The following is a 19,991-nucleotide window of genomic DNA, read 5'->3' on the forward strand; positions in this document are numbered from 1 at the left end:
GATAATAAGGATGGTCATTGTAGCGTAACAACAAAATAAACTGGAAAACAATCAGTTTACAATATTTAGGTAAGGTGTTATGTCAAAAACCCAAACCGCGTCTTCTTTTTTATCTAACATCAGTGAGCGAGAAAGGCAGGCATTAAAGCGGTTGGTAGATTACACAAATGTAGAATCGCTACCAGAAATTTGGCCTTTGGCAGCTCAACAATTTGGTGATGTTATCGCCCTCCGTAGCCCTCACGCTAAACCAGAGGTAGTGATTACTTATACCCAGCTAGCAGAGCAAATGCAACTATTTGCTACTGGGTTGCAGGCGTTGGGAGTAAAGGTAGGCGATCGCATTTCCCTAATTGCTGACAACAGTCCTCGCTGGTTTATTGCCGATCAAGGGATAATGACGGCTGGGGGAGTTGATGTGGTGCGTAGCTCCCAAGCGGAAAAAGAAGAACTGCTGTTTATCATCGCTAATAGTGGCAGCACGGCAATAGTAGTTGAGGATTTAAAAACACTTAAAAAACTCCAAGATCGCCTCAATGATTTACCAATTCAGGTAGTCATCTTACTTTCGGATGAAGCACCACCAATAGACCAAACCCTAAAGGTGCTGAACTTTGCCCAGTTGATGGAAATTGGGGTAAATCATAATTTTGTGCCAGTCAAACAAAATCGTGACGCTCTAGCAACCCTAATTTACACCTCTGGTACCACAGGCAAACCCAAGGGTGTGATGCTGTCTTATAACAACTTAATGCACCAAGTAACAACATTTGGGACAGTAGTGCAACCAAACGTGGGCAACATGGTTCTCAGCATCCTACCTTCGTGGCACAGTTATGAACGAACTGTTGAATATTACCTACTATCTCAAGGTTGTACGCAAGTTTATACCAACTTGCGCTCTGTCAAAGGAGATTTGAGACAATTTAAACCGAACTACATGGTGGGTGTACCCCGCCTGTGGGAATCGATTTATGAAGGAGTTCAGAAACAGTTCCGCGAACAACCAGCGAATAAGCAACGCCTAATTAACTTTTTATTGGGCATTAGCGAAAAATATATCAAAGCGCGGCGAGTTGCTCAAGGGTTGAATTTAAATAATCTTCATGCTTCACCCGTCGAACAATTAGCAGCTAGGATACAAGTAGCTGCTTTATTACCCCTCCATGCCTTGGGAGAACGACTGGTTTATGCCAAGGTGCGAGAAGCCACAGGAGGAAAAGTTAAGCAGATGATTAGCGGCGGGGGTGCGCTTCCCAGACACATAGATAACTTCTTTGAAATTATTGGTGTGCAGATTTTGCAAGGTTATGGCTTGACAGAAACTTCTCCTGTTACCCATGTGCGGCGTCCTTGGCGAAATTTGATTGGTGCATCAGGGCAACCACTTCCGGCTACAGAAGCTAAAATTGTAGATCCTGAGACAAAAGCGCCTTTACCAATAGAGAAACGAGGCTTAGTATTGTTGAGGGGGCCGCAGATAATGCCAGGCTATTACCAAAATCCCGAAGCGACAGCGAAAGCAATTGATGCTGAGGGTTGGTTTGATAGCGGCGATTTGGGCTGGCTGACACCACAAGATGATTTAGTGCTGACTGGCAGGGCAAAGGATACGATTGTATTGACTAACGGCGAAAATATCGAGCCACAGCCGATTGAAGATGCGTGTTTGCGATCGCCATACATTGATCAAATTATGCTCGTCGGCCAAGATCAGCGCAGTCTGGGAGCCTTAATTGTCCCCAATCTCGAAGCCCTAGAAAAATGGGCAGCAAGCCAGAATCTGACACTGGATACGCCCAATGATCAGGTTACTTCCTCACCTAGTCAAAAAATTGACTTGCAGAGTAAAATGATCCAGGATTTATTTCGGCAAGAATTGAATCGGGAAGTGCAAAATCGTCCAGGCTTTCGACCGGATGACCGCATCGGAACGTTTAAACTCATTCTGGAACAGTTTTCTATCGAAAATGGCTTGATGACACAAACACTGAAAGTTCGCCGACACGTCGTCAGCGAACGCTATCGCGATATTATTGACGGCATGTTTGCCTGATGATTCCACCTGCTAATTACAAGAGTGAACGTGAAATATTTATGGATGTCTCCAAATCTAATTTGCTTCTGAAACGTGTCGTTAACGTCAAAGTCATTGTTACTCCCCTGTGGAAAGAGGAAGTACAACAGCAGCTGCAAACGCAGATCAATCAAATCGACCAGCAACTGCAACAGCTAGAAGTCGAAGGACAAAGAGCGGTGGCGGCAATTCAAAAGCAGAGTCTGCAACCACCTGGACCCCAGACCCTTCAACAAATTGACAATATTCAACTCCAAGTCAATGAAAAGAAAAGTGAACTGCTAGAGCAGAAAAATCAGTTGCTGCAAAACCTCCAGCAAGTGCAGTTTCTCCAACAGGATCAGGAAGTCAATCAATTTCAAATGGAAGGCTTTTTCCGGGTAGAAATCGGTGATAACTTAATTAGCAAAATGCAGGTCGAAATCGTTCTACGCGATGGCGTTGTAGAAGAAATTCGCGGCGACATTTAAATTTGTCATTTGTCCGTTGTCATTTGTTTTGTGACTAATGACCAATGACCAATGACTAATGACTAATGACAGATGTGATTTAACTTCGTGTGAGAGCGGCTCCCAATCGAACATTCTTCCTGGGAGCCAGCCCAAATAATTTGCCACACTGGAGGTGAGCTAATAAAAAGCGATCGCCCAAAGGTTGTCATCTCAGCTCGATATTTAACTATACCAACAGAATTATCACCCCGCTTGATTTGCGTAATCGTCACTAACGCCTGATTTGGCTGCGGATAAACTACCTCGATCTTTCGCTTTCCTCCCACTGCTATGTCCTCAAAGGCATTCAGGGCGAGGGTAGTAGGATTACTGCCTTGGAGAGATGAGTTAAGTTTTTCTAAAGGTATAATTTGATAATCGGAACGCTCTGAGAATGCTGCAACTTCCTGAGACTGATGTATTGCTCCCATCTGCTGGGTTTGCTCATCACTAGTCTCAACAATCGGTGCAGATTGCTGGTGCTGAATAATATAAACTCCAGTACCAGCCGTGGCAGAGATACTTAATATCACAATCAAAAAGAATTTCAGCTTTGCCGACATAAAAGTAAACAGGAATTTCAAATAGGTTTATTACCAATTTTGAATTCTAGATTGAACCGCATCCCATATCCTCTATCCGTGAGAAGCTCTTGTATTCTTAAGTAGTGGTTATGAGGAATATTAAATAGCAATCCCATTTAATCTGTGAGAAACTCGTGGTGGTTTTTGCAAGTCAATGACTAAAACGAGATCGAGCAAGATATTTGCTAACCATTGAGGATAGTTCTGTATTATAGACCTCTAAACTATATTTAGGTTCCTAGAGTCATTAGTCATTAGTGAATGGCCAATGGCAATTCCCAATTCCTAATGCCCCATGCCCAATTCCCAATGCCCAATGCCCAACCTAAAATATAAACAGTCTAAAACTCTCCCATCAAGATACAATTCGATCTGACAAAAGCTGTTAAAGTCCATAAACCATTGATTTCCAAACCACCCTATGAGCATTCACGAAGTATTTATGCCGGCGCTGAGTTCCACCATGACCGAAGGCAAAATCGTTTCCTGGGTGAAATCGCCAGGTGAGAAGGTGGAAAAAGGCGAAACAGTGGTGGTTGTAGAGTCAGATAAGGCAGATATGGATGTAGAAACCTTTTATGAAGGATTTCTTGCCCATATTATAGTTGAAGCTGGTGAAACTGCCCCGGTAGGATCTGCGATCGCCTTCATCGCCGAAACAGAAGCTGAAATTGAAACTGCGAAATCTCTGGCCAATTCCGGCAGTGCGGCTGCTACTACCTCTTCCCCTGAACCAATCGCCGCCGACACAGCCTCAGCTGCAACACCTGCCTTAGCGTCTCAAAAAGGGTCTAACCACAAAGAAGGAAGGCTTGTAGCTTCACCCCGTGCCCGCAAGTTAGCCAAAGAACTGAAAGTTGATTTAACTACACTCGAAGGTAGTGGCCCCCACGGTCGCATTGTCGCCGAAGATGTAGAAGCATTCTCGAATCAGGGCAAACAACCCGCCACTGCCCCAGTTGCCCCAGCAGCACCCGTACCAATCAGCGCCCCAGTTGCACCCCCAGCACCTCGGACAGCAGCACCCGCAACCGTAGTAGCGGCTGTTCCGGGTCAAATCGTGCCTCTAACTACCTTCCAAAATGCCGTAGTGCGGAATATGGTAGCCACCATATCCGTGCCCGTCTTCCGTGTCGGTTATACAATTACCACCGATGGATTAGACAAACTTTATAAACAAATTAAATCCAAAGGCGTGACAATGACAGCGCTACTGGCGAAAGCTGTAGCAGTGACGTTGCAAAAACACCCATTGTTAAATGCTAGCTACTCAGAGCAGGGCATTGTCTATCATTCTGATATTAACATTTCCGTAGCAGTAGCGATGGATGATGGCGGATTGATTACGCCTGTGCTGCAAAATGCCGACGCAGTGGATATCTATTCTCTATCGCGTACTTGGAAGTCTTTGGTAGAACGTGCCAGGGCAAAACAACTACAGCCCCAAGAATACAACAGTGGTACTTTTACCCTGTCAAATTTGGGGATGTTTGGAGTAGATAGATTTGATGCGATTTTGCCGCCTGGACAAGGTTCAATTTTAGCGATCGGGGCATCCCGTCCGCAAGTGGTAGCAACACCCGACGGTTTATTTAGTGTACGGCAACAAATGCAAGTCAATATTACTTCTGACCACCGGATTATTTACGGTGCCCATGCTGCGGCGTTCCTGCAAGATTTAGCGAAATTGATTGAGATGAATCCTCAATCTTTGACAATGTAATTTTGAAAAGACACCAAATTTAAATGTTAGCGCTACCAGCGAGCAGCAGTTTGTCATAGAGTAGCGCTAACAACAAACAATAACTAATACCAATTCAAAATTAAGAAAGCCTGATTTAATCTGGGTTTCTTTCTTTTGTATCTGTTAAATTCTTTTTTCAAATTGGTATAAACTTAAATTTCTGATGTCCAAACTGATATCAAAGTGACATACGACAACACCATGAAATATCTGGTTGAGCAGTATCCAGAAAATTTTATCCGCTACTTATTAGCATCTGATGCAACAGATATCCAGATTCTCAAAACAGAATTAAATCAAGAACCAATTCGTGCCGATTCAGTAACCTTTTTGCAAACTGCCAATCAAATACTGTATTTAGAGTTTCAAACCTTGCCAGCCTCGACTCCACCCTTACCACTGCGGATGTTGGACTATTGGGTGCGGCTATATCGACAATACAATTGCGATATCGAGCAGGTAGTGATTTTTCTTAAACCGACAACTTCAGAAGCTGTATTTGTAAATGAATTTACTACCCGCAATACTACCCACCGTTACCGCGTCATCCGAATCTGAGAACAAGATCCAGAACCGTTAATGTTATCTCCTGGTTTATTACCTCTAGCAACTTTGGCGCGAACAGATTCTCCTCAAAGCTTACTTCAACAGGTAGCAGTTCAGGTGAGTATGATTGAAGAAGCAGCCACCAAGCAGAGTATTTCGGTATGTACCCAACTACTGGCAGGGTTGGTATTTGAGCCAGAACTCATTCGTCAGTTTTTGAGGAGAGAAGATATGAGAGAATCTGCCATTTATCAAGAAATTCTCCAAGAAGGACTTCAAGAAGGGAGAGAACAAGGCATAGAACAAGGCATAGAACAAGGCATAGAACAAGGTATAGAACAAGGCATAGAACAAGGAAGACAATCAGAACTAAGGCTAGTCATGCGTCTATTAACTCGTCGGCTCGGTTCAATTAATTCTCAGTTACAATTTCGGCTGCAAGAGTTGTCTCTAGCTCAGTTAGAAAATTTGGGTGAAGTATTACTAGATTTTGCTAGTGAAGCTGATTTAATGAATTGGCTAAACACAATAGAAAGTTAGAGTTTGTTCTAAAGTTTTCGACCAGTTACAAAAAAAGTCAGATTTTCATACCAAGCACCTTGCTCAGTTGCTTCTGCTTCAATTTTTTGATCATACTCTGTTTTTAATTCTTCGATTTCCTTTGATGAAACCTCTAACAAGGGATTTTCTCTGGGATGAAACCATCCTCCATTCCATGCTCTAGCTTGCTCTAGATTGCGGTAGAAACCTAGTTGTTGGGTCTTCACTTCAATATCTTTAAAACCAGCTTCTGTAAGCAGATGATGACACTTTTCGGGAGTGCCTGTTGGCTCATTGATATTTGTCAGTAAAATACCATGTTTGTCACAAATCTCGATTATAAGTGGCGCTCCACAAGATTCTTCAGAGCAACAAGAAAAACCTACAACTCCCCCTGGTTTGAGAAAACGATACCATTTACGTAGAGCAGCAAGAATATCTTTGAAATACACTATTGCTGTAGAGCAAAGAATTACATCGAAACTATCATCATTGAAGCCGATATACTCAGCATCAGCTTCAAGAAATTCGATATTTTGCAAGCCTAATTCTTCAATTTTCTGTTGTGCTTGAGCTAGCATCCCTGAAGAAAAATCCACCCCAGTTACTTTTCCTTCAGAGCCAACAATTTGTGCAACGGCAATGGCAATGATACCTGTGCCAGTTGCCATATCCAATACTTTTTGTCCCTTTTGAAGTTGAACTAAATCTACTAGAGGTAGAGCACGATGGATTGTGTAATCGTTGTCATAGCTAGTTCTGCTATCAAAGAAATCAATTACTTTTTTCTTATACTGTTGTTCGTATTCACTATTTTGCATGATATTCTCGATTTTCACTGGTCAATTATGAGAATAAATTGTGAGTGAAACTTCTGTCTTCTGAAAACTTGCTTTCAAAATGTTTAAATCTTGCAAAATTCCAAAAATTATATGATTTCTCTATATGCTTTGGGTGTGATTCCTATATGCTTACGAAAAAGGGTAGTAAAGTTGCTTTGGCTAGAACAGCCAACTTGAAGTGCAATTTCGATAATAGGTAATTGAGTATAAGTGAGTAAAAATTTAGCTCGCTCAATCCGGCATTGAATAACGTATTGATGTGGGGAAAAACCCATTAAACGTTTAAACCAACGACAGAATGAATAAGAACTCATATTCACTAGACTAGCCAGTTCTACCAGCGTTAATTCTAGTGCTATGTTGTCATAAATATAATCAATTACCTCCCGTAATTGACGCTTGGAAAGATTAACCTCAAATGCAATTAGTTGCCCTGTTCCAGAATAAGTCTTGAGGAGATGGGCTGCTAGAGCGATCGCAACTGATTCACCATATAGTTTACCAGATGGACATCCGGCTTCAAGCTCTATTTTGAGTGCCATTCCCAGATGAAGAATTTGGCGATCGCAGACTCCGCGCTGTGGGATAATTTCAATAGTGCGATCGCTCCCAACGATCAGTTCATCTGCTACTCTCTTAAATAGACTCGAATCAAAAGAGACTAAGAGAAATTTTATTTCCTGATGCCAACGGGCTTGAGTCGGAATCCCCTTTGGAGTAACATTTACCCAACCTCTCCTCATCTGCGTACTGTGCAACCTTCCACCGGCTAGTCGCCAGTCTATTTGAGATGAATTACCAAGCCAAATATTAATGCTGTGCTGCTGTAAGCAAAGTTCTGGACATTCAAAGGCGGGTAAATGGTGCTGTTCAAGCACAATCCCATTCCAGTGATTAATGCTGGACAAAATAGGAGGTTTGCTGGTCATCGGCACAAGATTTCCGCTTGCCACATGAATGGCTGAGAGTTGTTCAGATTTCATGTTGCCTAATAACTTGTGAGCTACTACAAAAAATATAGTAAGCTAATGCGTGACAAAATTACACTATTAATTTATTTTCGCTAGCGCTAGCAAATGACCCTATTTATTCAGTCAATTCACTTAAAACAATCATTTGTTCCCCAGCGTACCTCTGCGCTTCCCTCAGCGTGCCTCTGCGTTTAAAAAAATAAAAAAGGTGGAGATTACCCACCCTACAAATTTATCCTTTCACACAAAGAACTTGCTTAAGTGTTGCTACAACCTCAACCAAATCAGCTTGATTTTTCATAACTTGTTCTATCGGCTTATAAGCACCAGGAATTTCATCTAACACACCCTCATCTTTGCGGCATTCTACGCCTTGAGTTTGCTCAATCAAATCATCAAGTGTGTAGACATTTTTTGCCTTATTTCTAGACATCAAACGCCCTGCACCGTGGGAACAAGAACAGAAACTCTGGGCATTACCTTTACCCTTAACGATGAAAGACTTTGCCCCCATCGAACCAGGAATAATCCCATAATCTTCAGTCTGGGCGCGGACTGCACCTTTACGAGTAACGTATACATCCTCGTCAAAATGCACTTCTTTTTCGGCGTAATTGTGATGACAATTAACCTGCAATAAAGGTTTAGTTGCCTTTCCACCTGCTAAATGCTTCTCAACTATATGCTTAAAACGCGCCATCATCACATCGCGGTTGACACGCGCATAGTTTTGTGACCATTGCAAATCGTGCCAGTATGCTTGGAATTCTGGCGTACCAGCGACAAAGTGAGCCAAATCAGGGTCAGATAATTTATTACCTGCCATTTTTGCTAATTCTCTGGCTGTGTGAATATGACATTGGGCTAGTTTATTGCCGATGTTGCGCGAACCAGAATGCAGCATCAGCCAAACTTGATTCTCTGTATCAAGGCACACTTCAATAAAGTGGTTTCCTCCACCGAGGGAACCCATCTGTTTCATCGCTTTAGTTTGTAGGTCTTGCACTCCGCGATGCAAGTCTTTAAAATCATCCCAGTGTTGCCAGTTGGTGACAGATTTTTCAACGTCTTTGTTTTCGTTAAATCCAGTAGGAATTGCTGCTTCAATATCCAGGCGGATTTTCTTCAGTTTACCTTCTAGTTGTTCGGCGGTAAATGATGTTTTGATAGCGCTCATACCACAACCAATATCCACACCAACAGCAGCCGGTATAATTGCCTGTTTGGTCGCAATTACAGAACCCACTAAGGCACCTTTTCCTAGGTGAACATCTGGCATCAAGGCTATGTGCTTAAACACAAATGGTAGCGATGCCATATTCTTTGCCATCTTGGTTTCTTCTGACCCCAAAGAGTGATTTGCCCAAGAGAAGACGGGTGTTGGTGTGGTAATTTCTAACTTTTCGTAGGGCATAATCTTTTCTATTTTGGATTTTAGACTTCGACTTCTCTCCGAGAGGCTACGCAAACGCTCAGTCGAACGATTTTAGATTTCAGATTTGGTATATGACATTGATAATTATCACTATGATTTATAAACCATTACCTAGTTAGTTGTAGCAATTTAAATGTTATATTGTCTTTCATTTGGCTGACTCAATTTTTGGGAGCATCTCAATGAGTGTAGAAAGCCTAAACCTCACCCCAGCCCTCTCCGTGAGTTCGGAGAGGGAGCAGGAATCTTCTTTCTCCTATGGTGTAGTGTATTTGCTTTCACTGAGATGCTCCCCAATTTTTGTAAAGCTGAAGAACTACTTTTAGGAGTAATTTTTGCACACTACAAATGTAACAAAATAAATTACAAACGTCAAGCCGATGGCCACGGCAATCAGGTATGATTACCACAACTACTAATCAGGATGTCGTTGCCTAAGTTCGCGTCAAGTGAGTATGCTGCTGGTAGCGTGGAAGCGAAGATGGATGCAGTCGGATTTGAAGCTGTGCGATGTCTACGACGGGCGTAGCTGCCGCAAGATATATGATCGATAAATCAGGTAACTAGTGCCGTTAAACCGATCACAACCGAAAATGTTCGCCAGTATGCTCCCACATCAATAGATAATAATGATTTGGAGGAACTTGGATCTCCAGTATTTGGCATAATGGCATGAGTTTAAAGGCAGTTCTCTTTGATTTTAATGGTGTGATCATTAACGATGAGCCAATCCACCTGCAACTGATAGATGAGATTCTCATTCAAGAAAATCTCCAACCCCAACGGGTGAGTGAGCGTCAAGCTTCTCTTGGACGCAGCGATCGCGCTTGTTTTGGGCAATTACTCGCTAATCGTGGTAGAGTAGCTGAGGAAAACTATTTAAGTCAGTTGCTTTACCGCAAAGCCCAAGCTTATACGGTCGAACTAGAGAAAATCGAGAAACTGCCTTTATATCCAGGCGTAGAAGATTTAATATTTCAAGTGCGATCGCGTCATCTGAAACTAGGATTAGTTAGTGGCGCGATTCGCAAAGAAATAGAATTGGTACTCCATCGCGCTAAACTAGCGGAACATTTTCAAATTATCGTCGCGGGTGATGACATCACCACCAGTAAACCAGAACCCGATGGTTATCTATTGGCAGTAAAACGCCTGAATCAAGAATATCCCGAATTGAATCTTCAACCATACGAGTGTTTGGCAATTGAAGATACCCCAGCAGGTATTGAAGCGGCGAAGCGATCGCAAATGCAAGTTGTGGGTGTAGCGAATACATACCCATTCCACATGCTTCAGCGTTGCTGTAACTGGACTGTTGATTATCTCAGTGATTTGGAACTCGAACGCGTACAGAAGGTTTATTCTCAAAAACAGCCTCAGCAATCGGTAACTGAATGTTAGAATAATCTATGGTGATAATGTATTGAGTTAATGAGTGATATTACTCTGGACTCATCGCCGATTAAGGGGAATTAGCTCAGTTGGTAGAGTGCTGCGATCGCACCGCAGAGGCCATCGGTTCAAATCCGTTATTCTCCATCTTGTACATTAAATAATTATTGTCACTTTTAAAGAATTAATGTCCATTTTTTCCAAGTTCAGGGGCATAAGTTACGTAGTTTCGCGGCTTTCAGCAATTAAATCGGTTTTAAAGAATTATTGTCCAGAGTTGAAACCAGTTTTAAAGAATTATTGTCCAAAATCAGCCTGTAAAACTCGGCTAAATATATGTTTTCTAATTTAATTGATTACAGTAAGCCCAAGGCTCTTAAATTACAAGAGTAGCTTTAAAGCTCTTTATTTGCAGTCTAATTACAAAAATATACTACCTCTTGTTTTGCTGTTTCCACCCAAGAAGAGGCTCCAATAATATATAGCTGCGTTTTACGTGCGATCGCAGCACTCCTTTCAAACCACCCTAATACAGAATTATATAGCCAAAGTGCCATAAAACTTTCTGCCTACCACCTAAAGGAGGGCTTTGGAAACCCCACACTCCCCTTTGCAGGTAAGACGTAAGACAACTTTAATTCCTTTCAACCCACCACCTAGCGGAAGGGCTTTAGAAACGAAATTCTCCAAAGCGCCAACTCCAATCCTCATCAGCTTTCAACCCACCACCTAGCGGGAGGGCTTTAGAAACGTTGCTGAAAGTTATCTTTTAATGGAGACTCGCCTTTCAACCCACCACCTAGCGGGAGGGCTTTAGAAACACCAATTAATCAGGTAGTTGGGGAGACGTTGGCTACTTTCAACCCACCACCTAGCGGGAGGGCTTTAGAAACCTATCGTCGGGGTTCATAACGCTGGTTCAGTCAACTTTCAACCCACCACCTAGCGGGAGGGCTTTAGAAACCCTGGAGTCGTTGAGTCGTTTTTTGTTACCCGCATCTTTCAACCCACCACCTAGCGGGAGGGCTTTAGAAACACGAATTAACCAGCAGGGCTTGCCTGTATCAGAGACTTTCAACCCACCACCTAGCGGGAGGGCTTTAGAAACCCCACCCACGAAAACTCGTGCCAACAATGGTTTTTGAAGGCAAATTTGACAAGCCTTCTTTAATTCCTATTTTCTACAGCCAATGAATAAAATTTTATTCATGACTGAAACAGTAATACCCAGTGCAGACAAGAGTTTTGGACGATTGGCAGCACCCCAGGGATTTTGACCCCGCTTTGGCTTGCCAAAAATAAAAATTAGGGGGTGGTAGTTCGGTAGCCACCGTGACGGTATACCCGTACCCTTACTTTGTTGTAAAGTAAGAGGTAATGATCCTCCTCGTAAAACCAAAATCTAAGATTTCAGTAGTACAGGCCGCTCTGGCACCCAACACCAAGCTAAAAGAGTTTGATGTCAAGAGCTAAGGTTCTGGGCTGTTTGGAACCCTAACACCTTATACTTCCCATGCGTCTCGGTGCGAGTACTTTCTCATCTAACAGCAGTATTAGCTTACCCAAGCAATTACCACTAACAAACACTTAGATGATCGCACAGGTAGAGTTGGCAGCTACCAGGGCCAGAAAGAATACGCTTTTTAAGCGTTAAACTAACCCATTCTTACAGTATTTACATAAAGGGGTCATACTGTCGCATCATTAATAGATGGCACCGATTTAATACACCAAAATATAGAATATTGAGGTAGAAATTTTATCTACCTAAAGTATTAATTCTGCATTGGTAAGCGTAAAATGCTAAATCTCTTGCTTGTTCTTCCAGAGTGCCATAATGAGGTTGGATACCATATTCAATACTAATTTTAAATTCAGCAGCTTTCGACTTTATGGATTCTTGAAGTCTGTTGTAACTCCAATTGTGTATCTGACGGTTATATTCTTTTACGTATAATTTTTGACCATTTACATCACCTGAAATTTTAGTCTCAGCTTTGGCTTGAATTGCACTGGTGCGAATTTCCCTTATATCTTTTAATCTAGGTAGTACAATACAACCTGCCTGATAAGACTTAGCGATTTCTACTATTCTCTTTGCTAGTAATTTTTCAATGTATTCACCTAGTTTCGATTCGCCTATATTACATGGTGAATCTTTTTTTTGAGCTTTTTTTCTCTCTATACTTAAATGTACTTGTTGCCGTCGTCTGCGGCTTAACAGGTGAAAAGCATCGCCTAGTAACTGTTTGACTGTATTACAGGCAAGTACTTTTTTAGTATTTATATCAACTATGGCAACCGTCGCTAACTCAACAGGATGAAAACTGATACCAACAATTATATTAGATTGACCTCGATAAACTAGCTTACTAGGACGAGCAAATGAATTCTTAAGCCGAGATAATGAAGATTTATCTTTATTCAGTTGTATTTGTTGATTGTTCTCTAACTTTTTATTTTCTTCTGCTTTACTTAATCGTTTTTGTGCCTTGTCAGTCTTTTTATTTTCTTCTGCTTTACTTACTCCTTTTTGCGCCTTATCAGTCTTTTCTTTTCTCACTTCTTCAGTACCCTCTGCTGTCCATAAACGAGCATCATAGGTACAATGCAGAGCTAATTTATGAACTTTCCACGGGTCACCCTTGCCTTCACATTGTTGCCATAGCAACTGTGCAGAACGTAGTGTAATTAAACTTCCTGAAAGTTTTTCTTCACTTTTCTCGCTTTTTTTAAAAGCTTTGTGGTCTTCTAGAAAGCGTTCAAAAAAATGACGTTGGCGTTTATTACAACAAATTTTAAAGTGATATTCACTCCAACCATTGAAGTAAACAACAATATTGCCCTCATTGTTTTTATACCAAGTTAAATCACCGTATAGATAATCTATAGGGTATGGTAAATGTGATATTTTCCTCGATAAATTAGCTATCCAGTCTTCCCACTCTTTATTATCTTTAGGTACTTGATTCATTAAGTTGTCAAATGCTTCACTATATCTTTCTCCTGTTATATCTCTACCACTAGGTAATCGATTATCTTGAATTTGATTCTCTAGACGTTTTATCTCTACTTTTTTCTCATTACGACGCTTTTTTAGTTTTTGAACATCCTCCTCTACTTCACTAATTTTATTATGATTTTTTATCAGGTAAGCTACTGCACATCGGGTTAGAATATCCTGTGTTTGTTTATGGATTTTATATAAAACATTAGTTAATGTTTCTAATTTATTTTCATCTACATTGTTTGGAGAACTAGAATCTTCCCTTTGTTCTGCATTGGTACTTTTATTATAAATATTTCTGTTAACTCTTTTTCTAGCTGACTTGGTTTGTTTTACATCTTCATCATTAATAGTAAGTTGTTTTAGAAATTTTTCTGGTTGAGTAAGTACTTCTTGTGCTTTAGAACGTATTGTCTGTAAATCACAGTTACTTTCACCTACAAGTTCAACATCACTTTTAAGTATATTTTGGAGAAAGTATTCTTTACCCTCTTTCTGCCTTTTTCGTTTCTGATATAAAGTAAGCCATGAAGAATAAACCTCTTTTACAAAAGACTCTGCTGATGAGCGAAGACGGCCTGATTGTTCTTCAATTTCAGGATTTTTTGTGACAATTTTACGTAATTCTACGATTTCTTTCTTAGTTATTTCTCCCTTTTCTTTATTAGCTTCAAATTCTGGTTGTTCGTTTACACTCTTTAACAATTGAACAATCAGAGGAGTATTTTTTTGAGTCATTTCTTCCCATACTTGGCGAAGTATATTTTCACTAGCATCTAAATGGCATCGTATGGTTCTATAGACTGAAATCGTGGATTTCTTCTTACGATCGCTACTCATGGTGACAACATCTCCACCGAATCAATAATTTTTTTTTGTTTGTGTAATTTAGAACTAACTACTTATTCGTCTTCGCCAGATAACGATCGCCACTTGACCTGATCGCCATCCAAAAACCTCGGTATTATCGCACTTGTTCAGTAATGGTTTTAATCTACCATAAAACATTGTCAAACATTGTTAAACATTATTGAGCCTTGTTCCAAGGTTACGGGAGTATGATGAACTGGCAACAAATCTTTGTAGTGTTGATGAGTCAAAGCGATCGCGTACAAACTTCCATATATTTCCCCAAAGATATCCACGAGGCATTGGTGAGATGGGCTGAGGAAGAAGACCGTCCCATCAGTAATCTTGTTGTGCGGCTTGTGAGTAAGGCAGTTGAGGAGCGGGAAAAGAAGCAAAATCCGCCGCAATAATATCTAGCTTTTGCAGATAGGACAATTTGTAAATTCCTGGTATACGATATATCCTCAGCCACTACATGAGCAAAGTCCTTGTGCGTGGTATGTTATTGGTTCTTTGCACGATGTAAAAACTTCAAGGCAAAGTGTCAGACGGGCTTAAGAACGTCTGGCAAAGTTGAGCGGGGGAGGTTTTTTGAAGGCTACACGAAATGGCAATTAAAAAAAGTGAACTTTATAGTTCGTTATGGAAAAGCTGTGATGAACTGCGAGGTGGCATGGATGCCTCGCAGTATAAAGATTATGTACTAGTTTTATTGTTTGTTAAATATGTATCTGACAAATATGCAGGTGTAGCAGATGCACTGATTGAAGTGCCTGAAGGCGGAGGCTTCCAGGACATTGTTGCCCTCAAAGGACAGAAAGATATAGGGGATGGCATTAACAAAATTATCGCCAATTTAGCCGAAGCCAATGATTTAAAGGGTGTTATTGATGTAGCTGATTTCAATGATGCCGATAAGCTGGGCAAGGGTAAGGAAATGCAAGATAGGCTTTCCAACTTGGTGGCGATTTTTGAAACCCCTGCTTTGAATTTTAGTAAGAACCGCGCCGATGGTGATGATATTTTGGGCGATGCCTATGAGTACCTGATGCGTAACTTTGCGACGCAATCAGGCAAAAGCAAGGGTCAATTTTATACTCCGGCGGAAGTCTCCCGTGTAATCTCTCAAGTTATTGGCGTTAATTCAGCCCAAAGTCAGAGTCAAACGATTTACGACCCGACTTGTGGTAGTGGTTCTCTGTTGTTAAAGTCGGCGGATGAAGCAGAACGGGGCTTAACCATCTACGGACAGGAGATGGACAACGCTACCCGCGCCTTGGCTCGGATGAACATGATCCTGCACGGACACCCTACTGCTGAAATTTGGCAAGACAATACTTTATCAACTCCTTACTTCAAAGATGCGGATGGTAGCCTGAAAACTTTTGATTTTGCTGTGGCTAATCCTCCCTTTTCCTCGAAGGCTTGGAGCAATGGACTTAATCTAGCCAAAGACGAATTTAAACGGTTTGATAACTATGGTATCCCTCCGGCTAAAAATGGGGACTATGCTTTTTTGCTGCACATGGTTCGCTCCCTAAAAAGTCAAGGCAAAGGGGCGATTATTCTGCCGCATGGGGTGCTGTTTCGCGGGAATGCGGAGGCGGAAATTCGGAAAAATCTGATTAGCAAGGGAATTATCAAGGGGATTATTGGGCTACCGCCGAATCTGTTTTATGGGACGGGGATTCCAGCCTGCATTATTGTGTTAGACAAGGAAGATGCCGAGAATCGCCAAGGCATTTTTATGATTGATGCCAGCAAGGGGTTTGTTAAAGACGGCAATAAAAACCGCCTACGGGAGCAGGACATTCATAAAATTGTTGATGTCTTCAACAAACAGCTTGAAGTGGCGAAGTATTCGCGGATGGTGTCAGTTCAGGAAATTGCGGGGCATGAGTACAATCTGAATATCCCGCGCTATATCGACAGTCAGGAAGAGGAAGATATTCAGGATATTGAGGCGCATCTGTTGGGGGGGATACCCGCTATTTTAAAGCTGAACAGGCGGCGATCGCTACCTTGGAAACGAAAAAGGATGAAATTGTTCGCCAGCAGGAGGAACTGCAAGAAGAACATGGCGGTGAGGAGGGTTTGCTAGAGGAAGCCACTAATGACAGTGGGAAAATTACCAAAGCGAATGTCAATGATCGCATTAAGGCAATCAAGAATGATGCCACGTTTGCGGATGAGTTAAAGGTATTAAAGGCTTATTTAAAGCTGATTGAGCAAGAGGCGGAAATTAGTAAAGAAATTAAAGTATTGACTCAATTTTTGGATAATTATATTTTAACAAGATACGGGGATTTAACCGAGGACGAGATAAAAACGCTGGTAGTAGATGATAAGTGGATGCCGACGTTAAGACAGGCGATCGCTTCAGAGATGGATCGGATTTCGCAACGGTTGACAAAGCGAATCCAGGAGTTGGCGGAACGATATGATACGCCTTTACCGGAGTTGACGAGTCGTGTGGAGGAGTTGACGGCTAAGGTTGAAGCGCATTTGCAGAGGATGGGGTTGGTGTGGTAACGGATAAACAGGAAGGAAACTATAAAATTTATCTTGATGTTTGTTGTCTAAATCGTCCTTTTGACGACTGCACACAAGAGCGAGTTCGTTTAGAAGGGGAAGCTATTCTTAGCATTATGGAGCGCATTCGTATTAGAGAATGGCGACTTGTTACCAGCGAAGCTATCAGGGTGGAGTTAGAGAAAATGCGTAATCTCGACAAATTAGAGAATATATTAAAATTCTTGGAATTTGCTGTGATTACTATCAATATAGATGAAGGTGTAGATTTTCGCTCACAGCAATTGGAGAATTTAGGTTTTGGTCTTTATGATTCTTTTCATATTGCTTGTGCAGAAGTTGCTCAGGCAGATGTCTTACTTTCTACTGATGATCGGTTACTGAAGAACTCACTACGGCATCAAGGTTTGTTAAAAGTGTCTGTGGATAATCCTGTAACTTGGTTGATGAATACTTATTTAAATTAGGAGGATAAATAAATGATGACACCAATTGAGTTGAGAAAAAAAGGTTATCAAATTTTAGTAGAACATTTGGGTCAAGTAGATGCTATTCGCTTTTTACAACAAGCTGGATGGGGAAGCGGTGACTATACACAAGAAAGAAAGGAAACGTTAGATAAAGTCACAAGAGAAGAGTTTTGGGAAGACCTGAAGCGGATTAGAAAAACATCGTGTTGAAGTACCCAAACATCGTGTTGAAGTACCCAAACATCGTGTTGCAGTACCCAAATATCGTGTTGAAGTACCCAAATATCGTGTTGAAGTACCCAAATATCATATAGAAAGGTTAATTAAGCTCTTTAAACGATTTACGCAGAGGATTAAGGAGTTGGTGGAACGGTATGATATGCCTTTATAAGAGTTAACGGCTAAGGTGGAGGGGCATTTGCAGAGAATGGGGTTGGTGTGGTGAAAAAAAGTCTGAATCACGGATTAGAGGGATTACGGGATGACACGGCAGGGATAGAGGGGTATAAAAAAACTGAGGTGGGGGTGATTCCTGATGATTGGGAAGTAAAAAGGTTAGGTGATATTGCTGATATAAAAACAGGCCCATTCGGCTCCTCTCTACATGAAAAAGATTATGTTGAGGATGGCACACCTATTATCACAGTCGAACATTTAGGTGAAAAAGGGGTAGTGCATAAAAATTTGCCAATGGTTTCCCATGCAGATAAAAATAGATTAAGTGCTTACATTCTTAAAACAGGTGATATTGTTTTTAGCCGTGTTGGATCTGTAGATAGAAATTCATTAATTAGCGATGTGGAAAATGGCTGGCTATTTTCTAGCCGCTTACTAAGAATTAGAATTAATCCTCAAAATATTAGCCCTGCATACCTGAGCTATCATTTTCATCAAGAACCAACAAAACAGAGGATTAGAAGTGTTGCAGTTGGTCAAACAATGGCATCACTTAATACTGAAATACTAAAAAATATTGAAGTTATTCTTCCGCCAACTCGTCTTGAACAAAAAGCGATCGCTCAATCCCTCAGCGATGTCGATGCCTTGATTACAGAGTGCGATCGCATCATCTCCAAAAAGCGCAACACCAAGCAAGGCACGATGCAGCAACTCCTTACGGGCAAAAAACGCCTCCCCGGTTTTAGCGGTAAGTGGGAGGTGAAGAAATTAGAAGAAGTAACAGCAATTACAAGACTCGCAGGTGCAGAATATTCTTCTGTATGGAAGGAAGATGATAATGGTGAAATAATTGCATTGAGAGGATTTAATATTGTAAAAAATCGAATCATTGAGAAAGACTTAGCCAGAATTTCAAATGAACTTTCTTTGAAGCTAAATAGATCAAGACTTTATAGAGGCGATGTTGTTTATCCTTGTGTAGGAACAATTGGAAATGCAGCTGTTATAGAGGAAGATGATAAGTACCACATTCAGCAAAATATTGCCAAAATAACTCCTATCAAAAGTGTCCTTTCATCATATTATTTAGCTCATTATTTGATAAGTCCTCTTGGATTGGATGAAGTCTTAAGGTTTAACGCAACTTCCAGTCAGCCAAATGTTTTAGTAGGAAGTTTAAGAAAGTATAGGATTCCCCTCACTTCTATACCCGAACAAAAAGCGATCGCCCAAATCCTCAGCGACATGGATACAGAAATCGCAGGCTTAGAACAAAAGCGCGATAAATACAAAGCTATCAAACAGGGCATGATGCAAGAATTATTAACCGGAAAAACTCGCCTAAAATATGATTTAAATAAATAATTAAATAATATGGGTAGAAAATATAAAATATATCTTGATGTTTGTTGTTTAAATCGTTCATTTGACGACCAAACACAGCCGCGAATTCGTTTAGAAACAGAAGCGATTTTAGAAATTATCAGCCGTTGTCGAGATGGAGAATGGGAATTGGTCAGTAGTACAGCCCTAGAATCGGAAATTGCACAAACCCCAGATGTAGCCAGAAGAGAACAGGTACTTGAAGCATTAGCGATCGCTCAACATCAGATTTTAGTCACCGAAGAAATATCTAGACGAGCTATAGAATTAACAAACTTTAATATTAAAAATTTTGATGCGCTTCATATCGCTTGTGCTGAAGGGAACGCCGACATTTTCTTGACAACTGATAACCGTCTATTGTCAAGAGCATTAAACTATAAGAATAACTTAAACATAATAGTTGCTAACCCAATGATCTGGTTAGCAGAAGTTACCACTAATCTCGTAGAAGGAGGAGAAAATGACCCCGATTGAATTATATAGAAAAGGATTTCAAGCCTTAGTAGATGCTTTGGGATATCCTGATGCTATCCGGTTTATTCGCCAATTTGACAACGGAAGTGGAGACTACACCCAAGAACGTCATCAATGGCTCGATCAGCTAACGATGGATGAAATCCTCACAGACATTAAGCAACGCCAAAAAATATCTGACTCCAAGAATCAGGAACAATAATGAGCCAAGTTGGACAACGGGAACGCCTAAGCCAAAACCGCAAACAGGGA

At 41.1% G+C, this 19,991-nt stretch carries 18 protein-coding genes, 1 tRNA gene, 1 pseudogene and 1 CRISPR repeat array; of the genes and pseudogenes, 14 read left to right on the forward strand and 6 right to left on the reverse strand.

All coding sequences use genetic code 11. From position 1 onward, the window contains the following. Nucleotides 1-79 precede the first annotated feature (79 nt). A complete protein-coding gene (locus tag HWQ38_RS34955; protein WP_292803350.1) occupies nt 80-2,056 on the forward strand; it encodes an AMP-binding protein in 1,977 nt (658 codons plus the stop codon). Between the two features lie 41 nt (nt 2,057-2,097). Then, nucleotides 2,098-2,547: a YlqD family protein gene (locus HWQ38_RS34960; RefSeq protein WP_292803498.1), complete on the forward strand. Its 450-nt coding sequence runs from the start codon at nt 2,098-2,100 to the stop codon at nt 2,545-2,547. Between the two features lie 62 nt (nt 2,548-2,609). Here HWQ38_RS34960 and HWQ38_RS34965 read toward each other — a convergent pair whose 3' ends face one another. After that, complete coding sequence (locus HWQ38_RS34965) at nt 2,610-3,131, reverse strand: hypothetical protein (RefSeq protein WP_292803353.1); 522 nt, start codon at nt 3,129-3,131, stop codon at nt 2,610-2,612. Between the two features lie 442 nt (nt 3,132-3,573). Between HWQ38_RS34965 and HWQ38_RS34970 the strand changes: the two genes are divergently transcribed. Then, a complete protein-coding gene (locus HWQ38_RS34970; RefSeq protein WP_292803357.1) occupies nt 3,574-4,875 on the forward strand; it encodes a dihydrolipoamide acetyltransferase family protein in 1,302 nt (433 codons plus the stop codon). 204 nt (nt 4,876-5,079) lie between these two features. Then, a pseudogene (locus HWQ38_RS34975) lies at nt 5,080-5,982 on the forward strand (Rpn family recombination-promoting nuclease/putative transposase). A gap of 8 nt (nt 5,983-5,990) precedes the next feature. Here the strand turns inward: HWQ38_RS34975 and HWQ38_RS34980 are convergent. The 3 genes from HWQ38_RS34980 to HWQ38_RS34990 form a co-directional block, all read right to left on the reverse strand. Further along, on the reverse strand, nt 5,991-6,803 hold the full coding sequence (locus HWQ38_RS34980; RefSeq protein ID WP_292803360.1) for a class I SAM-dependent methyltransferase: 813 nt from the start codon (nt 6,801-6,803) through the stop codon (nt 5,991-5,993). A 107-nt stretch (nt 6,804-6,910) separates the two neighbouring features. Beyond that, on the reverse strand, nt 6,911-7,807 hold the full coding sequence (locus tag HWQ38_RS34985; protein ID WP_292803363.1) for an AraC family transcriptional regulator: 897 nt from the start codon (nt 7,805-7,807) through the stop codon (nt 6,911-6,913). Nucleotides 7,808-8,027: 220 nt separating this feature from the next. Further along, nucleotides 8,028-9,209: an RtcB family protein gene (locus HWQ38_RS34990; RefSeq protein WP_292803366.1), complete on the reverse strand. Its 1,182-nt coding sequence runs from the start codon at nt 9,207-9,209 to the stop codon at nt 8,028-8,030. Nucleotides 9,210-9,902: 693 nt separating this feature from the next. Between HWQ38_RS34990 and HWQ38_RS34995 the strand changes: the two genes are divergently transcribed. Then, the gene (locus tag HWQ38_RS34995) at nt 9,903-10,631 is read left to right on the forward strand and encodes an HAD family phosphatase (RefSeq protein ID WP_292803369.1); all 729 of its coding nucleotides are present in this window, start codon (nt 9,903-9,905) and stop codon (nt 10,629-10,631) included. Between the two features lie 65 nt (nt 10,632-10,696). Beyond that, nucleotides 10,697-10,769, forward strand: a tRNA-Ala gene (locus tag HWQ38_RS35000). Nucleotides 10,770-11,038: 269 nt separating this feature from the next. On the opposite strand, the gene HWQ38_RS35005 is transcribed toward HWQ38_RS35000, so the two are convergent. Both HWQ38_RS35005 and cas12k read right to left on the reverse strand, forming a co-directional pair. Continuing rightward, complete coding sequence (locus tag HWQ38_RS35005) at nt 11,039-11,179, reverse strand: hypothetical protein (RefSeq protein ID WP_292803372.1); 141 nt, start codon at nt 11,177-11,179, stop codon at nt 11,039-11,041. A gap of 4 nt (nt 11,180-11,183) precedes the next feature. Then, nucleotides 11,184-11,730: direct repeats of the CRISPR family, unit length 37 nt; unit sequence CTTTCAACCCACCACCTAGCGGGAGGGCTTTAGAAAC. A gap of 651 nt (nt 11,731-12,381) precedes the next feature. After that, on the reverse strand, nt 12,382-14,469 hold the full coding sequence (gene cas12k / locus HWQ38_RS35010) for a type V CRISPR-associated protein Cas12k (protein ID WP_292803375.1): 2,088 nt from the start codon (nt 14,467-14,469) through the stop codon (nt 12,382-12,384). Between the two features lie 218 nt (nt 14,470-14,687). On the opposite strand from cas12k, the gene HWQ38_RS35015 reads away from it, so the two are divergent. From HWQ38_RS35015 to HWQ38_RS35050, 8 genes are all read left to right on the forward strand, one after another. Then, on the forward strand, nt 14,688-14,888 hold the full coding sequence (locus HWQ38_RS35015; RefSeq protein ID WP_084227262.1) for a hypothetical protein: 201 nt from the start codon (nt 14,688-14,690) through the stop codon (nt 14,886-14,888). 197 nt (nt 14,889-15,085) lie between these two features. Beyond that, nucleotides 15,086-16,579: a type I restriction-modification system subunit M gene (locus HWQ38_RS35020; RefSeq protein WP_292803380.1), complete on the forward strand. Its 1,494-nt coding sequence runs from the start codon at nt 15,086-15,088 to the stop codon at nt 16,577-16,579. Then, on the forward strand, nt 16,501-17,010 hold the full coding sequence (locus tag HWQ38_RS35025) for a hypothetical protein (protein ID WP_292803383.1): 510 nt from the start codon (nt 16,501-16,503) through the stop codon (nt 17,008-17,010). The genes HWQ38_RS35020 and HWQ38_RS35025 overlap by 79 nt, the downstream gene beginning before the upstream one ends. Next, complete coding sequence (locus tag HWQ38_RS35030; RefSeq protein WP_292803386.1) at nt 17,004-17,477, forward strand: hypothetical protein; 474 nt, start codon at nt 17,004-17,006, stop codon at nt 17,475-17,477. Before HWQ38_RS35025 ends, HWQ38_RS35030 begins: the two co-directional genes overlap by 7 nt. 15 nt (nt 17,478-17,492) lie before the next feature. Then, nucleotides 17,493-17,690 (forward strand): hypothetical protein, encoded by a 198-nt coding sequence (locus tag HWQ38_RS35035; RefSeq protein ID WP_366933381.1) that lies wholly within the window; start codon nt 17,493-17,495, stop codon nt 17,688-17,690. A 231-nt stretch (nt 17,691-17,921) separates the two neighbouring features. Next, nucleotides 17,922-19,244, forward strand: a complete 1,323-nt coding sequence (locus HWQ38_RS35040) for a restriction endonuclease subunit S (RefSeq protein WP_292803392.1) — start codon at nt 17,922-17,924, stop codon at nt 19,242-19,244. A 9-nt stretch (nt 19,245-19,253) separates the two neighbouring features. Further along, on the forward strand, nt 19,254-19,739 hold the full coding sequence (locus tag HWQ38_RS35045; RefSeq protein WP_292803395.1) for a PIN domain-containing protein: 486 nt from the start codon (nt 19,254-19,256) through the stop codon (nt 19,737-19,739). Continuing rightward, complete coding sequence (locus HWQ38_RS35050) at nt 19,726-19,941, forward strand: hypothetical protein (RefSeq protein ID WP_292803398.1); 216 nt, start codon at nt 19,726-19,728, stop codon at nt 19,939-19,941. The genes HWQ38_RS35045 and HWQ38_RS35050 overlap by 14 nt, the downstream gene beginning before the upstream one ends. Nucleotides 19,942-19,991 lie beyond the last annotated feature (50 nt).

The sequence above is a fragment of the Nostoc sp. NMS7 genome, from assembly GCF_017115085.1.
In the GTDB taxonomy this organism is placed as follows: Bacteria; Cyanobacteriota; Cyanobacteriia; order Cyanobacteriales; family Nostocaceae; genus Nostoc.